Source organism: Jeotgalibacillus sp. S-D1, from assembly GCF_004358665.1.
Lineage (GTDB): Bacteria > Bacillota > Bacilli > Bacillales > Jeotgalibacillaceae > Jeotgalibacillus.
This window is the reverse complement of the sequence record NZ_SMZR01000002.1, coordinates 63,402-78,182: the sequence shown is the minus strand read 5'-3', so window position 1 is coordinate 78,182 and position 14,781 is coordinate 63,402. Positions and strand designations below refer to the sequence as shown.

At 40.6% G+C, this 14,781-nt stretch carries 15 protein-coding genes; 13 read left to right on the top strand and 2 right to left on the bottom strand.

From position 1 onward, the window contains the following. The first annotated feature begins 42 nt into the window (after positions 1-42). The 4 genes from rlmN (at position 43) to E2R51_RS07460 (ending at position 2,642) form a co-directional block, all read left to right on the top strand. The gene (gene rlmN / locus E2R51_RS07475) at positions 43-1,113 is read left to right on the top strand and encodes a dual-specificity RNA methyltransferase RlmN (protein ID WP_133376441.1); all 1,071 of its coding nucleotides are present in this window, start codon (positions 43-45) and stop codon (positions 1,111-1,113) included. A gap of 153 nt (positions 1,114-1,266) precedes the next feature. Continuing rightward, positions 1,267-1,632 carry a transcriptional activator HxlR gene (gene hxlR, locus E2R51_RS07470; protein WP_133376440.1) on the top strand — a complete coding sequence of 122 codons (366 nt, stop codon included), beginning with the start codon at positions 1,267-1,269 and terminating at the stop codon, positions 1,630-1,632. 357 nt (positions 1,633-1,989) lie between these two features. Further along, on the top strand, positions 1,990-2,172 hold the full coding sequence (locus E2R51_RS07465) for a hypothetical protein (RefSeq protein ID WP_133376439.1): 183 nt from the start codon (positions 1,990-1,992) through the stop codon (positions 2,170-2,172). Positions 2,173-2,252: 80 nt separating this feature from the next. Beyond that, a complete protein-coding gene (locus E2R51_RS07460; RefSeq protein ID WP_133376438.1) occupies positions 2,253-2,642 on the top strand; it encodes a PilZ domain-containing protein in 390 nt (129 codons plus the stop codon). Between the two features lie 125 nt (positions 2,643-2,767). Here the strand turns inward: E2R51_RS07460 and E2R51_RS07455 are convergent, their stop codons facing one another. Next, entirely contained in the window at positions 2,768-3,163 is a 396-nt protein-coding gene (locus tag E2R51_RS07455; protein WP_133376437.1) for a secondary thiamine-phosphate synthase enzyme YjbQ, read from the bottom strand. A gap of 93 nt (positions 3,164-3,256) precedes the next feature. On the opposite strand from E2R51_RS07455, the gene E2R51_RS07450 reads away from it, so the two are divergent. From E2R51_RS07450 to E2R51_RS07410, 9 genes are all read left to right on the top strand, one after another. Next, positions 3,257-3,958 (top strand): sugar transferase, encoded by a 702-nt coding sequence (locus tag E2R51_RS07450; RefSeq protein WP_133376436.1) that lies wholly within the window; start codon positions 3,257-3,259, stop codon positions 3,956-3,958. Continuing rightward, on the top strand, positions 3,951-4,565 hold the full coding sequence (locus E2R51_RS07445; protein ID WP_165967168.1) for a YveK family protein: 615 nt from the start codon (positions 3,951-3,953) through the stop codon (positions 4,563-4,565). Before E2R51_RS07450 ends, E2R51_RS07445 begins: the two co-directional genes overlap by 8 nt. Before the next feature lie 73 nt (positions 4,566-4,638). Beyond that, positions 4,639-6,108 carry an oligosaccharide flippase family protein gene (locus tag E2R51_RS07440; RefSeq protein WP_133376434.1) on the top strand — a complete coding sequence of 490 codons (1,470 nt, stop codon included), beginning with the start codon at positions 4,639-4,641 and terminating at the stop codon, positions 6,106-6,108. Positions 6,109-6,140: 32 nt separating this feature from the next. After that, on the top strand, positions 6,141-7,433 hold the full coding sequence (locus E2R51_RS07435) for a glycosyltransferase family 39 protein (protein ID WP_133376433.1): 1,293 nt from the start codon (positions 6,141-6,143) through the stop codon (positions 7,431-7,433). Next, entirely contained in the window at positions 7,430-8,557 is a 1,128-nt protein-coding gene (locus tag E2R51_RS07430) for a glycosyltransferase family 4 protein (RefSeq protein WP_133376432.1), read from the top strand. Before E2R51_RS07435 ends, E2R51_RS07430 begins: the two co-directional genes overlap by 4 nt. A 26-nt stretch (positions 8,558-8,583) precedes the next feature. Next, a complete protein-coding gene (locus tag E2R51_RS07425; RefSeq protein ID WP_133376431.1) occupies positions 8,584-9,243 on the top strand; it encodes an acetyltransferase in 660 nt (219 codons plus the stop codon). A gap of 33 nt (positions 9,244-9,276) precedes the next feature. Beyond that, entirely contained in the window at positions 9,277-10,188 is a 912-nt protein-coding gene (locus E2R51_RS07420) for a glycosyltransferase (RefSeq protein WP_165967167.1), read from the top strand. Between the two features lie 85 nt (positions 10,189-10,273). After that, the gene (locus tag E2R51_RS07415; protein ID WP_133376429.1) at positions 10,274-11,425 is read left to right on the top strand and encodes a DegT/DnrJ/EryC1/StrS family aminotransferase; all 1,152 of its coding nucleotides are present in this window, start codon (positions 10,274-10,276) and stop codon (positions 11,423-11,425) included. Between the two features lie 92 nt (positions 11,426-11,517). After that, complete coding sequence (locus E2R51_RS07410) at positions 11,518-12,540, top strand: NAD(P)-binding domain-containing protein (RefSeq protein WP_133376428.1); 1,023 nt, start codon at positions 11,518-11,520, stop codon at positions 12,538-12,540. Between the two features lie 97 nt (positions 12,541-12,637). Here E2R51_RS07410 and E2R51_RS07405 read toward each other — a convergent pair whose 3' ends face one another. Continuing rightward, complete coding sequence (locus tag E2R51_RS07405; RefSeq protein WP_240732998.1) at positions 12,638-14,491, bottom strand: polysaccharide biosynthesis protein; 1,854 nt, start codon at positions 14,489-14,491, stop codon at positions 12,638-12,640. Positions 14,492-14,781 lie beyond the last annotated feature (290 nt).

Below are 14,781 nucleotides of genomic sequence, written 5' to 3'. Positions count from 1 at the left end.
TTTTGCCTGTAAGGAAGGCAAACATTGAAAAGAGGGTTTATTATGATAAAAACATCCATTTATGGATTAACACTAGAGCAGCTTACACTTTGGCTAGTCGAACAGGGACAAAAGAAGTTCCGTGCAGCACAAATATGGGATTGGCTGTACAAAAAAAGAGTAACGGATTTTTCTCAAATGAAAAATCTTAATGCCGACTGTATTTCGCTATTAGAGGAACAATTTTATATTCAGTCATTGAAAGAAGAAGTGGTTCAAAAATCGGAAGACGGTACGATTAAATTCTTATTTAAATTGGAAGATGGCAATTTAATTGAGACGGTCTTAATGAGATTTAATTATGGTTTATCGGTATGCGTCACCACTCAGGTAGGCTGTAATATCGGCTGTACCTTCTGTGCAAGCGGGCTGCTGAAAAAAAATCGTGACCTCTCAAGCGGTGAAATTGTTGAACAGATCATGAATGTCCAGCATCATTTGGATAAAATGGGCAAAGAAGAGCGTGTCAGCCATATCGTCGTAATGGGTATTGGAGAGCCATTTGATAATTATACTAATATGATGGATTTCTTCCGCGTTGTTAATGATCAAAAGGGTCTTTCAATCGGCGCAAGACATATTACGGTTTCAACAAGCGGTCTTGCCGATAAAATTTATGACTTTGCAGATGAAGATATCCAGATTAATCTTGCCGTGTCACTGCATGCACCAAATAACGAGCTGCGTACGCAGATTATGAAAATTAATCGTGCTTATCCGCTTGAAAAATTAATGCCTGCAATCGATTATTATCTAGAGAAAACCAATCGCAGAATTACATTTGAGTACATTATGCTGAAAGATGTGAATGACCATAAGGAAGAGGCCGTTCAGCTTGCCAATCTGTTGAGCAATAAACGCCATTTATCTTATGTGAATCTTATTCCATACAATCCGGTTGATGAGCATAATCAATATGAGCGAAGCACCAAAAAAGCCATTGTTGAATTTTATGAAATTCTGCTAAAACGCGGCATTAACTGTGGTGTTCGTGTGGAACAAGGATCTGATATTGACGCAGCATGCGGACAGCTTCGAAGCAAACAGATCAAAAAAGACAAAGTAAAAGCGTAAAAGATTAGAACAAAACCTCCACATAGGTGTTTAGTTTCGGCTAAACCGTCCTTTTGGAGGTTTTTTTATATCATTATATTGTTCATGCTGATGAATATGTATGTAGGTGCAAAAAGTATACTGTCTGTTATAATGTATAAGGAGGTGGATGATATGTCACGAATGGATGATAAAGTGTTTAATTGTGAAAAGGAACTGACCCTTTCAGTTATTGGAGGAAAGTGGAAAATGTTGATATTATGGCATTTGGGGAAAGAGGGAACCAAGCGATTTGGCGAACTGAAGGCACTTATGCCCGGAATTACCCAGCGGATGCTGGTTAATCAGCTGAGGGAATTAGAAGAAGATGCCATTGTCCACCGTGAAGTGTATCCTGTGGTTCCGCCTAAAGTGGAATACTCGCTTACGGAGAATGGTGAAAGCCTGATGCCTATACTGGATTCTATGTATACATGGGGCAAGGATTATATGAAAAATGTTGTTGAAAAACAAATTGAACCTGAAAAACCGGCAAAATAAAGACGCAGTAGGTGGCTGGGACAAAACTCATAGAAAAGAATGTCCACATTTGAGGACATTCTTTTTGTTATGCAGATTCCTTTGAATACTTAGGTTCATTGGAGCGGAAAACGTCCGAATCGGTAATGAACCGGTCTTTAAAGAAGTAGTCAGTGTCTCTATTATATTCGTTTGCAGAAAACGTCGATGAAATGTAATAGAATTTGTCGTAAAGTCTTGTACAAAAAACACCCCAAAGCTCTTGCCATACGTATTCAACTACTGGAAAATATAAACAAGGACTTTAGAAACATCTTTCTGTCACAAATACTCTGAAAGTAATGTTCAAAAAATTTTATTTGCGGAGCTGATGACGAAATGACGGCTGAAAATAATCATGACATTGATGAGTGGATGGAGCTCATGTTTGAAGCAAAACAGGCTGGTATTGCAATCGAAAAGGTTAAAACATTTATAAATCAGCACAACAATATTCTTAAGGCAGCACTATATCCATCAAAGATACGAAATAATGTACGAAAAAACGAACCTCTCATTTAAAGGGGTTCGTTTTTTAATGAAGCGATTGCTATACTTTACTTAAACCGGCATTTAATCTCCAGTTCAAAAGGAGGAACGAAGTGAGACACCAAATGAAGGAATCCTTCCGCTTTTCATTCAAACAGCCGTTAGATGCTGTTTTTTCAATTACTGATGTCAGCGGAAAACAGGTCAGGACACCTGAGGGAAAGATGGAAGTTATGGACCTAAGTCCAAGGGGAGCGAAAGTCAGAACGGACTTGAGTATTCCTATTGAAAGAAATGATCAAATTGTAATCGCCATTACCTTTACATTAAACCATCAAGTTTATCGCTTTAAAGGTGAAATCGTATGGAAAAAGTATTTTCTGGACCACTATTTATACGGTCTCCATTTTCTGCATAATGAAGACAGCCATGAAGACATTGTAAAGCAGTTAAAGGTATATGTGAAAAATCAGAAAAACGCAATAAACCAGTCACCGAACTAAAAAATCCTAGATGAAATGTGTAAAGCCGCTGTTCCTTCCATTAATGTGGAATGAACGGCGGCTTTACTGTTTTGTAATTCTCTTTTGGAGGTATTACCAGGTCTCCTCTTTCGGCTGCATGCGTTTTAGATTGCCTTCACCGCAAATTTCCGCTGTCTTGGACCATCAAATTCACAGAAATAAACGCCCTGCCAGGTGCCTAACAGAAGATGCCCATCCTGAATGATTAGTGTCTGGGCATGACCGACGGTGCTCGTTTTTAGATGGGCAGCGGTATTTCCTTCCGCATGCTGATCGTCGGGATGATGCCAGGGGTAGATTTCGTCAAACCGCATCAGCATGTCTGTTTTTACGTCCGGATCAGCATTTTCGTTTACAGTGATGCCGGCTGTTGTATGAAGTGATGATACGACGGCAACTCCATCGCGAATGTTATTTGCCTGCAGCCACTCCTGAATTTCCTCGGTAATATCAATCATTTGATCCCTTGCGTCCGTACTTAAATGAAATATTTTCTGCATGATCCTCTGCCTTTCTATGAATTTATTTTGGCTCTTTTTTATTGTAACTGATTGAAATCCATAACCATATAGTAAAGGGGAGAGGTGTCAGTAATGAAAAGACTGGTTGATTTAACGCTGTCTAGCATTCTGCTTGTCGTATTGTTTCCCCTGTTTGTTTTTCTTTTCTGCATGATCTATCTGCGTATTGGATCTCCTGTGTTCTTCACCCAAATTCGGGCGGGGAAAGACGGAGAGGCGTTTACCATTTACAAATTTCGCACGATGACAAATGCGGTATCAAAGGATGGAAAATTGCTTTCAGATGAAGAACGCTTAACACCATTTGGACAATTAATACGAAGATATTCTTTGGATGAACTGCCTCAATTAGTGAATGTAGTGAAAGGAAACATGAGTTTTATTGGCCCGCGTCCCCTGTTAATGGAATATGTTCCGTTGTATAGTGCTGAGCAGAAAAAACGGCTGTCCGTCAAGCCCGGAGTAACTGGCTGGGCACAAGTAAATGGCCGGAACTCCATTAACTGGGAAGAAAAATTCTCCTTAGATGTGTGGTATGTGGAAAATCAGTCGTTTCGGTTAGATATGAAGATTTTTTTTATGACCATCAGCAGGGTAATACGGCCGGTAGGCATTAGTCAGCAGAATCAGGCAACAATGGAGAGATTTACGGGAACCAGGGATGATCAGACAGATGTTATAAACCAGGCTGACCTATCCACAGAGAAAAAGATAGTAAATGCGTATGGTCAATCAAAAATTGTTTATGAAGGAAAGGAAGAACACAATGAATGAAGATAAATTAAGCTTTTCACGTTTTTTCCAAATTGTATGGAAACGGTTATGGATCGTTATTATTTTTACTGTGGCAGCTGTTGTGTCAAGCGGGTATATTTCGTATCAGGTTGTTGAACCAACCTATGAATCAAAAGTGGATATATTAATAGCAGGTAAACAAGACAAGGCCAGCCCCATTTTAACAACTCATATTGATGATTCCCTAAAGCTTGTTACTACTTATCAGGATATTTTAATAAGCCCATATATCCTGAAGGATGCACAGAAAAGACTGAATAATGATGGTCATTCGATTGATTTTGACCGAAAGGATATCTCTACGTCCAATATGCAGGACTCTCAGATGATTGAGCTTAAGGTACAGCATTCGAATCCTACGGAAGCTGCAATGATTGCCAATGCCATTGCTGCCTCATTTGACCAGAAAATTCAACACATCATGAATTTGGATGATAAAAACGCTAAAGTTCTGAATAAAGGCACAGTCAGCAAAGATCCTGTTTTTCCTCAGCCTTTAGTGATTATGGGTATTACTTTCGTGCTTGCTCTCATTATCTCCATGTGGCTGATCTTCTTTATTGACCGCATTAGAAACAAAAAATAAGGATTACTATAGAAAAATCTGGAGGGAGAAGTGGATACCACAACTCTAGCTTGCTAAGGAGTTATCAAAGGTCATGCAGCCTGATAAAGAAAATCCTTCAATCCTATTTATTGTTACGGCATGCTCGGCCGTCGTATCTTTTGTCACCGGAATCTGGATCCGTAATATATTAGGCCCGGAAGAATACGGAATTTGGCTGATTTATTCGTTGTTTTTAGTCTACGGATATTATATGCAGTTCGGGATTCTCGATGGCTTCAGCCGGGATGTGCCAAGGCTGCTTGGACAAAGCCGCTTTAAACAGGCAAATGAAGTCAGAAGTGTCGTGTACACCTGGATGCTGATGTCTTCCGGGGGATCATTTATCGGTGCTGTCGTGCTGCTGATCCTTCCGCTGAGTATGACTGAAACAGTTATGGGGATTTTAGCCCTTCTGTTAGTCCCGTTTCAAAATATGGTTCTTTTTCATAATCACTATTTCTTAACCAGCCAGCGATTTAATAAGGTAGCTGTCATCCAGCTTTTTATTGGTTCCATTCAGTATGTGGTCATGGCTCTTTGTGCCGTATTCATGGGAATTTACGGCCTGTTTTTAGGCGTGTTTATTGGATGTATTGCCGCCCTTATTTACAGTCGTTCAAAGATGAAAAGAAAACTGCCGCTTAAATGGAATGGACCGCTGTTCAAGAGCATGCTCGCGTATGGCTTTCGCATCACACTTATCGGGATCCTGCTCAGCTTATTCACGACACTCGACCGCATCCTGATTTATACTTTTTTCGATTCGGCATCCGTTGGCCATTATGGGATTATTGCCTTTATTTTTCAAGGCATCATGGTGCTGCCAGCTGTATTTCATCAGGTTATGTATCCAAAAATTAATTTCCAGTACGGCGCTACAGGGGAAAAAAAATCGTTAATGCCAATCATATTGAAGCCTACCATTCTCTTGTCGTATGGCAGCCCTTTAATATTGGGAACCGCTTTTTTTGTATTCCCCTGGTTTGTGGGGCTGTTAATGCCTGAATACGTAAGCGGGATTTCAGCTGCCAGAATCGTCATTATTGGGTTGTTTTTTTATATATGGGCGATGCTTTATGCCCATTATTTAACGGTTGTGCATAAGGAATGGAGTTATTTGAAGGTCCTGTGCTGCGGGGTATTGATCAATGCGATTTTAAATCTTATGTTCATTCGTCTGGGTTTCTATATAGATGGGGTGGCGCTTGGTACAGCTATTTCCTACATGCTGTATCCGCTTATGTTAATGTTCGTGTGCTTTAAAGACATGGGGTTAAAAAAGATGGAGTATCTTCGCCATTTTTTTCTTATCCTGCTTCCCTTTGTTACGATGGTTTGCCTTCTTTTTGGCATCCTTTCTCTCCACATGCATTTCCTGATGAATATTGTTTTGTTTATGGGAGTGTACATCGTCTTTCTGTTCGCTTCTTTTAAGAAGGTTGATGTCCTTTCCTCCTTTAAACAGCAGGGAATTAAGCTGCTGGAGCACAAGCTGGCCAGTATTAAAAATGAAAATAAATAAGTCTTATGTTTGAAAGAATGGTAGGTGATCAAATGACATATAACCGATTTTTTACAGATAAACTTCAATGGCTGTACTTTTATATCGGCCTTGCCATATTGCTTGGTTTGATCGTTTCGTTTAGCAATCCATCTGTGCTGATCTATAGCGTAATCGTGCTTTTTTCAGCGCTTTTAGCTATTTCCTTATCAACATTTTTTCAGCATCCAACCGTGCTGATCAAAATTATATTAGCAGCTATATCCGTTCGGCTTATTTTATTGATTGGGTTAAAAATATACTCCTATCAAAACGGCCTGGATGGATTTTTTCCTGGAGATGTTGACGCTCTAAGCTATCATGGGGACGCGGTAAAAGCATTAGCCACGCATTCATGGTTTGATGCGTTAAGAGGCAACCTATCCTATACCATTTTCGTCGGTTTTTTATACAATTTATTTGGCATAGATATGAATATCCCCCAGCTGATTAACCTAGGGGCTTCCGTTATCATAGTGCCGCTGCTTTACGAAATTGGTGACCGTGTAGGCGGTAAGAAATTTGGATTAGCTGCAGTTCTGTTATGGACACTTTTTCCAAGTGCGATATTCTGGTCCATCTCTCTGTTAAAGGATGCATTTGTGGTACTCGGGATGGTCCTGGCAAGCTTTTTGGTTATTTCTTTGAGCAAGCGCAGCGTCCGGCTGAGCGATTTAATTATAGGAGCAAGCGGAGTTGCATTGATCAGTTATATGAGACCGCAATTTCTACTGGCGATCGCAATTCCAATCGTACTCTATATGGCTTTTCAGTTTCTTAAAGGCAGAGGAAGATTTGTTCGTAATCTTGTGATATTTGTTGTAGCTATTGGCATATTCAGTGCTTCCGCTGCCGGTGACATCGTGGTTGAAACATTTGGCAATTCAACATCGGAAGAGGGAGTTGACCGGATTAATGAAATAGCCTTGGAGGGAGGATCGGGAATTCATATCGTAACGTTGTTTCCCGCTGAAATCCGCTGGCTTATTCAGCTGCCATTTTCCATTTTTGCGCCGTTTCCATGGCAATGGCTTTCTTTCAGTCAGGGAATTTATGTTCTTTCCGCACTGGAAATGCTTTGCTGGTATTTCCTCTACTACTTCATATGGAAAAACCGCAAAGAAATTTTCTCAAGCAGCACCGGAAAAATCATTTTCTTTTATGCTTCATCCATTTTTCTTGCTGTGTCTTTCAGTTTGCCGAATATTGGATCGATTTACCGCTACAGGCTGGCAGCTATGGCCATATTATTGCCGCTGATTTTTTATAAAAAAGGTGACAAGAAAAAGAAAGTAGACTCCTCATGAGGAACAAAATTCTCTTTGTTACAACGATCGCACGGACAGTGGAAGCCTTCCTGATTCCTCATATTCAATATTTCCTTGATAAAGGGTTTGAGGTTGGGGTTGCGACAAATACAGAAAATGGACCTGTTGAATGCTTAACCCGTTTGGGTGTCAAGGTTCATCATGTACCTTTTAGCAGAACATTGATTGATTGGAACAATTTCAAGGCTTATAAAGAAATAAAAAGCGTGTGCAGGGACTACCCAATCGTCCATCTGCATACGCCTATTGCATCATTTCTCACCAGAATGGCATCAACAAAGAAACAGATTACGATCTACACTGCCCACGGATTTCATTTCAATGAAAATGAACATTGGAGCAAAAATCTCTTCTACAAGGCTATGGAAAAAATCGCTGCATTTAAAACAACCAAAATAATTGTTACCAATAACGATGACTTGAAAGAAGCCGGAAACTTATTTTCCGCAGCAAAGATTGATCATGTTCATGGAGTGGGAATTGATACGGACCAATTTTGCTCTGCTCATTTTTCCCAACAACATCGATACCAGATAAAAAAAGAGTTGGGGATTAATTCAACGTCTAAAGTGATTACGCATATCGCTGAATTTAATGAAAACAAAAGACAAATCGATGTGGTAGGTGCTTGTGAAAGGTTAAAGAAGCAATCTGATGACTTTGTCATCTTGCTTATTGGGAAGGGGAGCAACGAAGAATTAATAAAGGATGTCATTGAAAAGAAAAATCTGAGCAAATGGATAAAGTGCTTAGGCTTTGTATCAGATGTTCCTTCTGTTTTAAGTATTACGGATATCGGCCTGCTCGTATCGCTGCGGGAAGGGCTTCCACGCTCCGTAATGGAAATGATGGCGATGAAAATACCGGTTATCGGTTCAAATATAAGAGGCATCAGGGATCTGGTTGAGGACGGCAAAAATGGATTTCTTATACCGGTTAAATCTCCAGGACGACTTGCAGATGCCTGCTGTGAATTACTTCAGGATCAGGAGCTGGCTGAAAAGTTTGGAGAATACGGAAGAGTAAAAATTGAACAGTATTATTCCCTGCCCATCGTTCTTCAGGAAATGGAAACGATTTATCAACAATTATCAATAAAATAATCCTTCAGAATCAGGTGGTGTGAAGCTTGGCTAAAAACCTTATATTGTTCGGCTGCGGAGGTCACGCAAAAGTAATAATTGATTTAATTGAACATATTCCCCATTACAGGCTGTTTGGTTTAATTGATGATGACCCCAATCGCTCAAAGCATTTTCAAGGATACCCGATATTGGGTGATACTTCATGCATCAGCAAGATCACAGCACCTATTCATGGAGGTTTAATTGCGATCGGCGATAATTGGAGCAGAAAAAAAGTTGCCGATAAAATAAAAAGAGAAAACAAGGAATTTCCATTTATCGTGCTGATTCATCCAACTGCCTATATTAGTCCGCGGTGCGATATAGGAGCAGGTACTGTTATTATGGCAGGAGCAATTGTAAACAGCGACGTGAAAATGGGAGAGCATTGCATTGTTAACACCCTGGGTTCAGTGGCCCATGATACGGTCATCGGGGATTACTCAAGTGTGGGACCCGGTGCCCATTTAGGTGGAAATACGATACTCGGAATGAATACAGCGATTTCTATCGGCGCGCGCGTCCTGCATGGAACAACGATTGGAAGTCATACAGTGATAGGGGCAGGAGCTACCGTAACAAAAGATTTTGAGGATTATGTTGTCGCCTATGGCACCCCTGCAAAATTCATCCGAAAACGGGAGAAGGATGAAACGTACCTTTAATAAATGGCGGTGACAGGAAGTGGGAGGGACAAAATGAAAAAAATCGTAATGATGCGTTCTACAAAGTCCTATCTGCCGCAAATTGATGCATCCATTAACTATTTTAATTCAAAAGATCTGAACTATAAGCTTTACGATTCCTCAGCGATAGATGGGTTTACGCTTCGCGACTTTGACGCTGTCTGGACGTTTCCGGGGATCGATATACACGGTACGAAAGAGGTGCCGATTATTCAGGAATATGTCTCCTTATCTACTGGCATATTTCCAAAATTAAAAAATAAAATAAAACGCAGGATCAATACAGTTCCAGCTCTTCGTATTTTTTTAAATCAGCTGGTTGAATCTGAAATGAACTTTACAGACGGGGTCGAATCGCTTCAGCGGGACATGGGGGTGGACGATCTTTTTTTTCGTTTCCGGGAACAGGTTAAGCTGTATGACTGTGTTTATATTGGCTCTATGGCAAAGGAAAGAAAGACTGAAAAACTATTGCGGCACTTTAAAGAGCAGAAAGAAAAACGGACGATTTTAATGATTGGTACGGTCCCTGATCATATCCATAAAGAATTCGGTAAAGTGGAAAATATCATATTTACAGGGGATGTCCCTTATCAGGATGTTCCAAAGTATGCTTCACAGGCTGTTTACGGAATCAACTATATGCCCGATACCTATCCATTTAATTTGCAGACCTCAACGAAGCTATTGGAGTATTTAGCAATGGATTTGAAGATCATTACCACAGATTATCAGTGGGTAAACCAGTTCATGGAACAGCAGAATATGAATTTTATTACAATTAACGAATCCCTGGAAAACCTGGATACTCAGCTCGATCAAAGCAAGCCGCAAGGAATTTGCGAAGAGGCTGTCCGTGCATTCAGCTGGTCAAACATTATTAAAAATGCAGGCATTGAAGAGAAATTAAACCAATTGCTTTAGACATAGATTAATCAAGCGGATAGCGAGCCCCTTCAGCCTTTAGACTAAGGATGGACCATCCAAAGAAAGAGAAGTGAAAAAATGTATGGGGTCTAAAAATGAGCGAATCTTTCTTTCTCCGCCACATCTTGGAGCAGCTGAACAGCTTTATGTCGCTGAAGCGTTTGATACGAACTGGATAGCCCCGGTAGGACCGCATATTACCCGATTTGAAGAAGAAGTCGCAGATTATGCAGGAATCGGCGGAGCGGTTGCCGTTACATCTGGAACAGCAGCTATTCACTTGGCGCTTCGTGTAATTGGTGTCAAACGGGGAGATACTGTTTTTTGTTCGTCCTTTACTTTTGTTGCCAGTTCTAATCCGATTCTGTATGAAGGCGGCACGCCTGTTTTCATCGATTCAGAACCTGAGTCCTGGAATATGAGTCCTGCCGCCTTAAAGCGTGCTTTCCTTCAGGCCGAGGAGCAGGGGACGATTCCCAAAGCAGTTGTGGTGGTTAATCTATACGGACAAAGTGCTGATATGGATGAAATCAAAGCAATTTGTGATCAATACCAAGTGCCGATCGTCGAAGACGCCGCAGAATCACTTGGTGCTACCTATAAAGGAAAAGCGAGCGGGACAATCGGAAAGTTCGGCATTTATTCGTTTAACGGCAATAAAATCATCACCACCTCAAATGGCGGCATGATTGTATCAGAAGATTTGGCGGCATTAGATAAAATCCGGTTCTGGTCCACTCAGGCAAAGGACGGATCTGAACATTATCAGCACAGTGAAGTTGGATACAATTACCGTATGAGCAATATCCTTGCCGGGATTGGGCGGGGTCAGCTGATGGTGCTTGATGACAGGGTCGACGCCAGAAGAAATGTGTTTAAGCGATATGAGGAAGCATTTAGCGGCCTGAATGGCATTGAGTGGATGCCAGAGTCATTGTTTGGCAGGTCCACAAGATGGCTGACGGCTTTGACGATCGATCCCACCATCATCAAATCATCACCTGAACAGCTCATTGCTGCCTTAAACAATGAAAATATAGAGGCACGAAGATTGTGGAAGCCGATGCATCTGCAGCCGTTGTATCAACAATATGAGTATTTTCCTCACATAGAAAATGAAAGTCTGTCAGATAAACTTTTTGAAACCGGACTTTGTCTTCCTTCTGGATCAAACCTGACCCCCCATCAGCAAAATAGAGTGATTGATTGTCTGCTGCGTGAAATAAGAAACTAATTCCTCTAAACAGCCTGCTGCTGACGTATTTGAACCTGGACAAAACTCAATCAGTCTCCACCCTTGCACCTGAAGGAAAGAAAGGTGATCATGTGGACATTAAATCTAAAATTGAGCGCGAATTAAAGAGCTTCAGCTGTCTTTTTGAATGCCGGATTGCAACGGTTGGTACATCAGCCCGTGAATCCGAGCAATTTGCTGTTCTTCCCAGAAGATCGGCTTTAGGGTATGAAGCAATCAATTTTCTGGTTACAAGCCCCGAAAATGCGGCGCAAAGCTTTTCCCTGCTGGATTCTAACGTTCAATTCTTGTTTGTGGATATTGAATCGAAGAAGGAAATTGACTTAATGAGCATTGCCAAAAAAATTGTAAAAAAAGCTACCATTATAGCCTACAAGCCTAATGATACAACGCTTGAGGCGGCAGATCTGTTTTTGCGGCATCATTTTCATGATGATCTCGTCAATAAAAACATCATGATATACGGAGCTGGAAACCTGGGGTCAAAGTTAGCGCTGCGATTAGCTGAAAGGGGAAGCAATATTTATTTAAGCTCCAGGAATAATGATAAAACAAAAGAAATTGTAAAGACGCTGAATTATTTGCTCCCTAAATACTCCAAAAACTCAATTAAGCTGGTCACAGGGGATGAAGATCTTTTTTTGAAAATAGACAGCTTAATCTCTTTTACCTCCTCCTCAAATGTCATACCGCCTTCTTTTGCCTCCTATATAAAAAAAGGGGGACTTGCGCTTGACGGCGGAATCAACAATTTCAGTCCTGAATTTATTCTTAAAGCCAACGAGAGCACCATTACCTGCTACCGCCTGGATGTGCGGGCTGCTTTTCCGCATACAGTTCTTTATTTAATCGATTATATCCGTGACTTTTACACCAATATACAAGGTGAAGAAAAGCGCAATCAGACCAGACTGGTTGCTGGCGGCATTATCGGCAATGATGGTGATATTGTAGTTGACCGGATAAAAACTCCTGCTCAAATTGTCGGTGTGGCAAATGGAGTGGGGGGGTTAAAAGCAGAAAAAGACCTAACAGCCAAAGACCAGCAGCAGCTTAATGAAATTTTACAGCAGATTAATAAATATAAGCAGTAACAAAAAACCTCCAGTCCTCATTTATGAATCTGCATTGGATTCATAAAATTGTACCGGGGGTTTTTTGAATGGAAGAAAGAACAGCTGCTCATGTTATTCACAAATCGCCGTCGCTGTCAGACAGCTGAAATGAAGGCACGATTTCCTTTAAGACTATTTTTATATTAAGGTTGGCATTCTCATTTTCCTTAACTTGAATGCATTCCTCCAAGCGCTGTATATGTGCAGGCATATTGTAGGTTTGAATGTCGACCGGTTTGGCAATGAAAATTAACTCATGTTTCGATGAACTGTTTCCTTCTTCAGTGGAAAGAAGTTCCTCGTAAAGTTTTTCTCCAGGCCGCATTCCGGTGTAGGAAATTAATATATCTTTATCGGGTACAAGACCTGAAAGCGTAATAAGGTTTTTTGCCAGATCACTTATTTTAACGGGTTCTCCCATATCAAGAACAAAGGTTTCCCCGCCATGGGCAAGGCCGCCCGCCTGAATGACTAATTGAACTGCTTCAGGTATGGTCATAAAATATCTGGTCATATCAGGGTGCGTAACGGTGAGAGGTCCGCCCTCTAAAATTTGCTTTTTAAATAATGGAATGACACTGCCACGGCTCCCGAGCACATTACCAAAACGGACAACCGCATAATGTGTATTGCTTAGTGCGTTAATATGCTGGACATAAAGCTCAGCTATACGTTTAGTTACCCCCATAATGCTTGTCGGGTTAACGGCCTTATCTGTGGATACGAGCACAAATTTTTCAGCACCTGTTTCATGTGCGCATTCCGCCATCACTTTTGTTCCAAAAACATTGTTCTTGATCGCTTCAGTAGGGTTATACTCCATTAGGGGAACATGTTTATGAGCAGCCGCATGGAAGATGACCTGCGGTTTGTACTGGGCAAATACGCTTTGAATACGCTTGCGATCCTGAACGTCTCCGATAATAGGTACGATGGGTAATTCCGGATGCCGTTTTCTGAGTTCATTTTCAATCAGGTAAATGCTGTTCTCTCCGTGGCCGAGCAAAAGCAGCACAGCAGGATTAAAATCGGAAATCTGTCGGCATAACTCTGACCCAATCGATCCCCCGGCTCCTGTAACCAGCACAGTTTTATTTTTTAAGTAGCTTGATATTAACTCCAGGTCAAGTTCAATTGGCGCTCTTCCCAGTAAGTCTTCCACCTTAACTTCACGTATCGAGGTAGTGATCCGGCCGTTAATAAGATCATTGATACGCGGAAAAATTTTAACATCAATTTGATTTGATTTGCAAACATTTACAATATCTGCAATCTCGTGCCCCGGAGCAGAAGGGATCGCGATAATCACCATTTCAATGCCATATTTTTTAATGACTTTTTGAATATCATGGCGAGTGCCCACAACGGGAATGCCAAAAATCTCTGAATCAAATTTATCAATCGCATCATCAATTATTGCAACTGGATAAAGCGGGGAATTATGTGATTTTTTTAATTCATTAAGTACAAGTCTCCCAGCATTGCCTGCTCCTATAATTAACGTCGGTTTTCCATTCGTATTCACGGTTTCGTTTAATCCGTGAACAATCCTTGCTGCAATTCGAGCGAAGGATAATCCAAACACAATAAAAAACCAGCTTAAGATAAATAAGGTGACTGGGATGGAAAATCCATTAATCTCATGTAGAATGATCTGAGAACTCCAGCAAATTAAAATAGACAAAATTGAAGATTTAGATATGAGGTAAAAATCATGGTCGCTCACAAATCGCCAAAAGTTTTTGTACACATGGAAATATAGAAAACTTCCAATAAATGTGAGTGAGTAAAGAAGTGTTAAATATATTGCTTCTCGGGTAAATTCCATAAATGGAAGGCCGATGAGCAGATAACAGCTTCCGGTTACAGCGATAAAAATAATGACGATATCCGCAACTGTCGACAACAGCATTCGTGTATTACTTTTCAAAAGAACTCCCCCATCTGGATTTGTTAATCATCTTTTTTCTGCCTAGTTTCTCTCTGAATGTCGACGACTCAAGATCGAAGCGGTACATCCGTTAATTCATTCTAAAAACTAGTAAGCTACTTACTTTATATGATAAAAATGGCGTTATTGTGTGGGTTTTCAATAAAACGGGCAGAGTTAACTGCAGGAAAGGTGAAAACTATGTAAACGCTTTAAATTATTCTAATATCCATATATTCAGAATATTTATTGCGAATGATGTCAGAAGTTAGTATTATATGAAATACACA

Excerpts from the sequence above, each read along its gene's own strand:
- rlmN (WP_133376441.1), top strand. The coding sequence starts at position 43 with ATGATAAAAACATCCATTTATGGATTAACACTAGAGCAGCTTACACTT.
- hxlR (WP_133376440.1), top strand. The coding sequence starts at position 1,267 with ATGTCACGAATGGATGATAAAGTGTTTAATTGTGAAAAGGAACTGACC.
- E2R51_RS07465 (WP_133376439.1), top strand. The coding sequence starts at position 1,990 with ATGACGGCTGAAAATAATCATGACATTGATGAGTGGATGGAGCTCATG.
- E2R51_RS07455 (WP_133376437.1), bottom strand. The coding sequence starts at position 3,163 with ATGCAGAAAATATTTCATTTAAGTACGGACGCAAGGGATCAAATGATT.
- E2R51_RS07450 (WP_133376436.1), top strand. The coding sequence starts at position 3,257 with ATGAAAAGACTGGTTGATTTAACGCTGTCTAGCATTCTGCTTGTCGTA.
- E2R51_RS07445 (WP_165967168.1), top strand. The coding sequence starts at position 3,951 with ATGAATGAAGATAAATTAAGCTTTTCACGTTTTTTCCAAATTGTATGG.
- E2R51_RS07440 (WP_133376434.1), top strand. The coding sequence starts at position 4,639 with ATGCAGCCTGATAAAGAAAATCCTTCAATCCTATTTATTGTTACGGCA.
- E2R51_RS07435 (WP_133376433.1), top strand. The coding sequence starts at position 6,141 with ATGACATATAACCGATTTTTTACAGATAAACTTCAATGGCTGTACTTT.
- E2R51_RS07430 (WP_133376432.1), top strand. The coding sequence starts at position 7,430 with ATGAGGAACAAAATTCTCTTTGTTACAACGATCGCACGGACAGTGGAA.
- E2R51_RS07420 (WP_165967167.1), top strand. The coding sequence starts at position 9,277 with ATGAAAAAAATCGTAATGATGCGTTCTACAAAGTCCTATCTGCCGCAA.
- E2R51_RS07415 (WP_133376429.1), top strand. The coding sequence starts at position 10,274 with ATGGGGTCTAAAAATGAGCGAATCTTTCTTTCTCCGCCACATCTTGGA.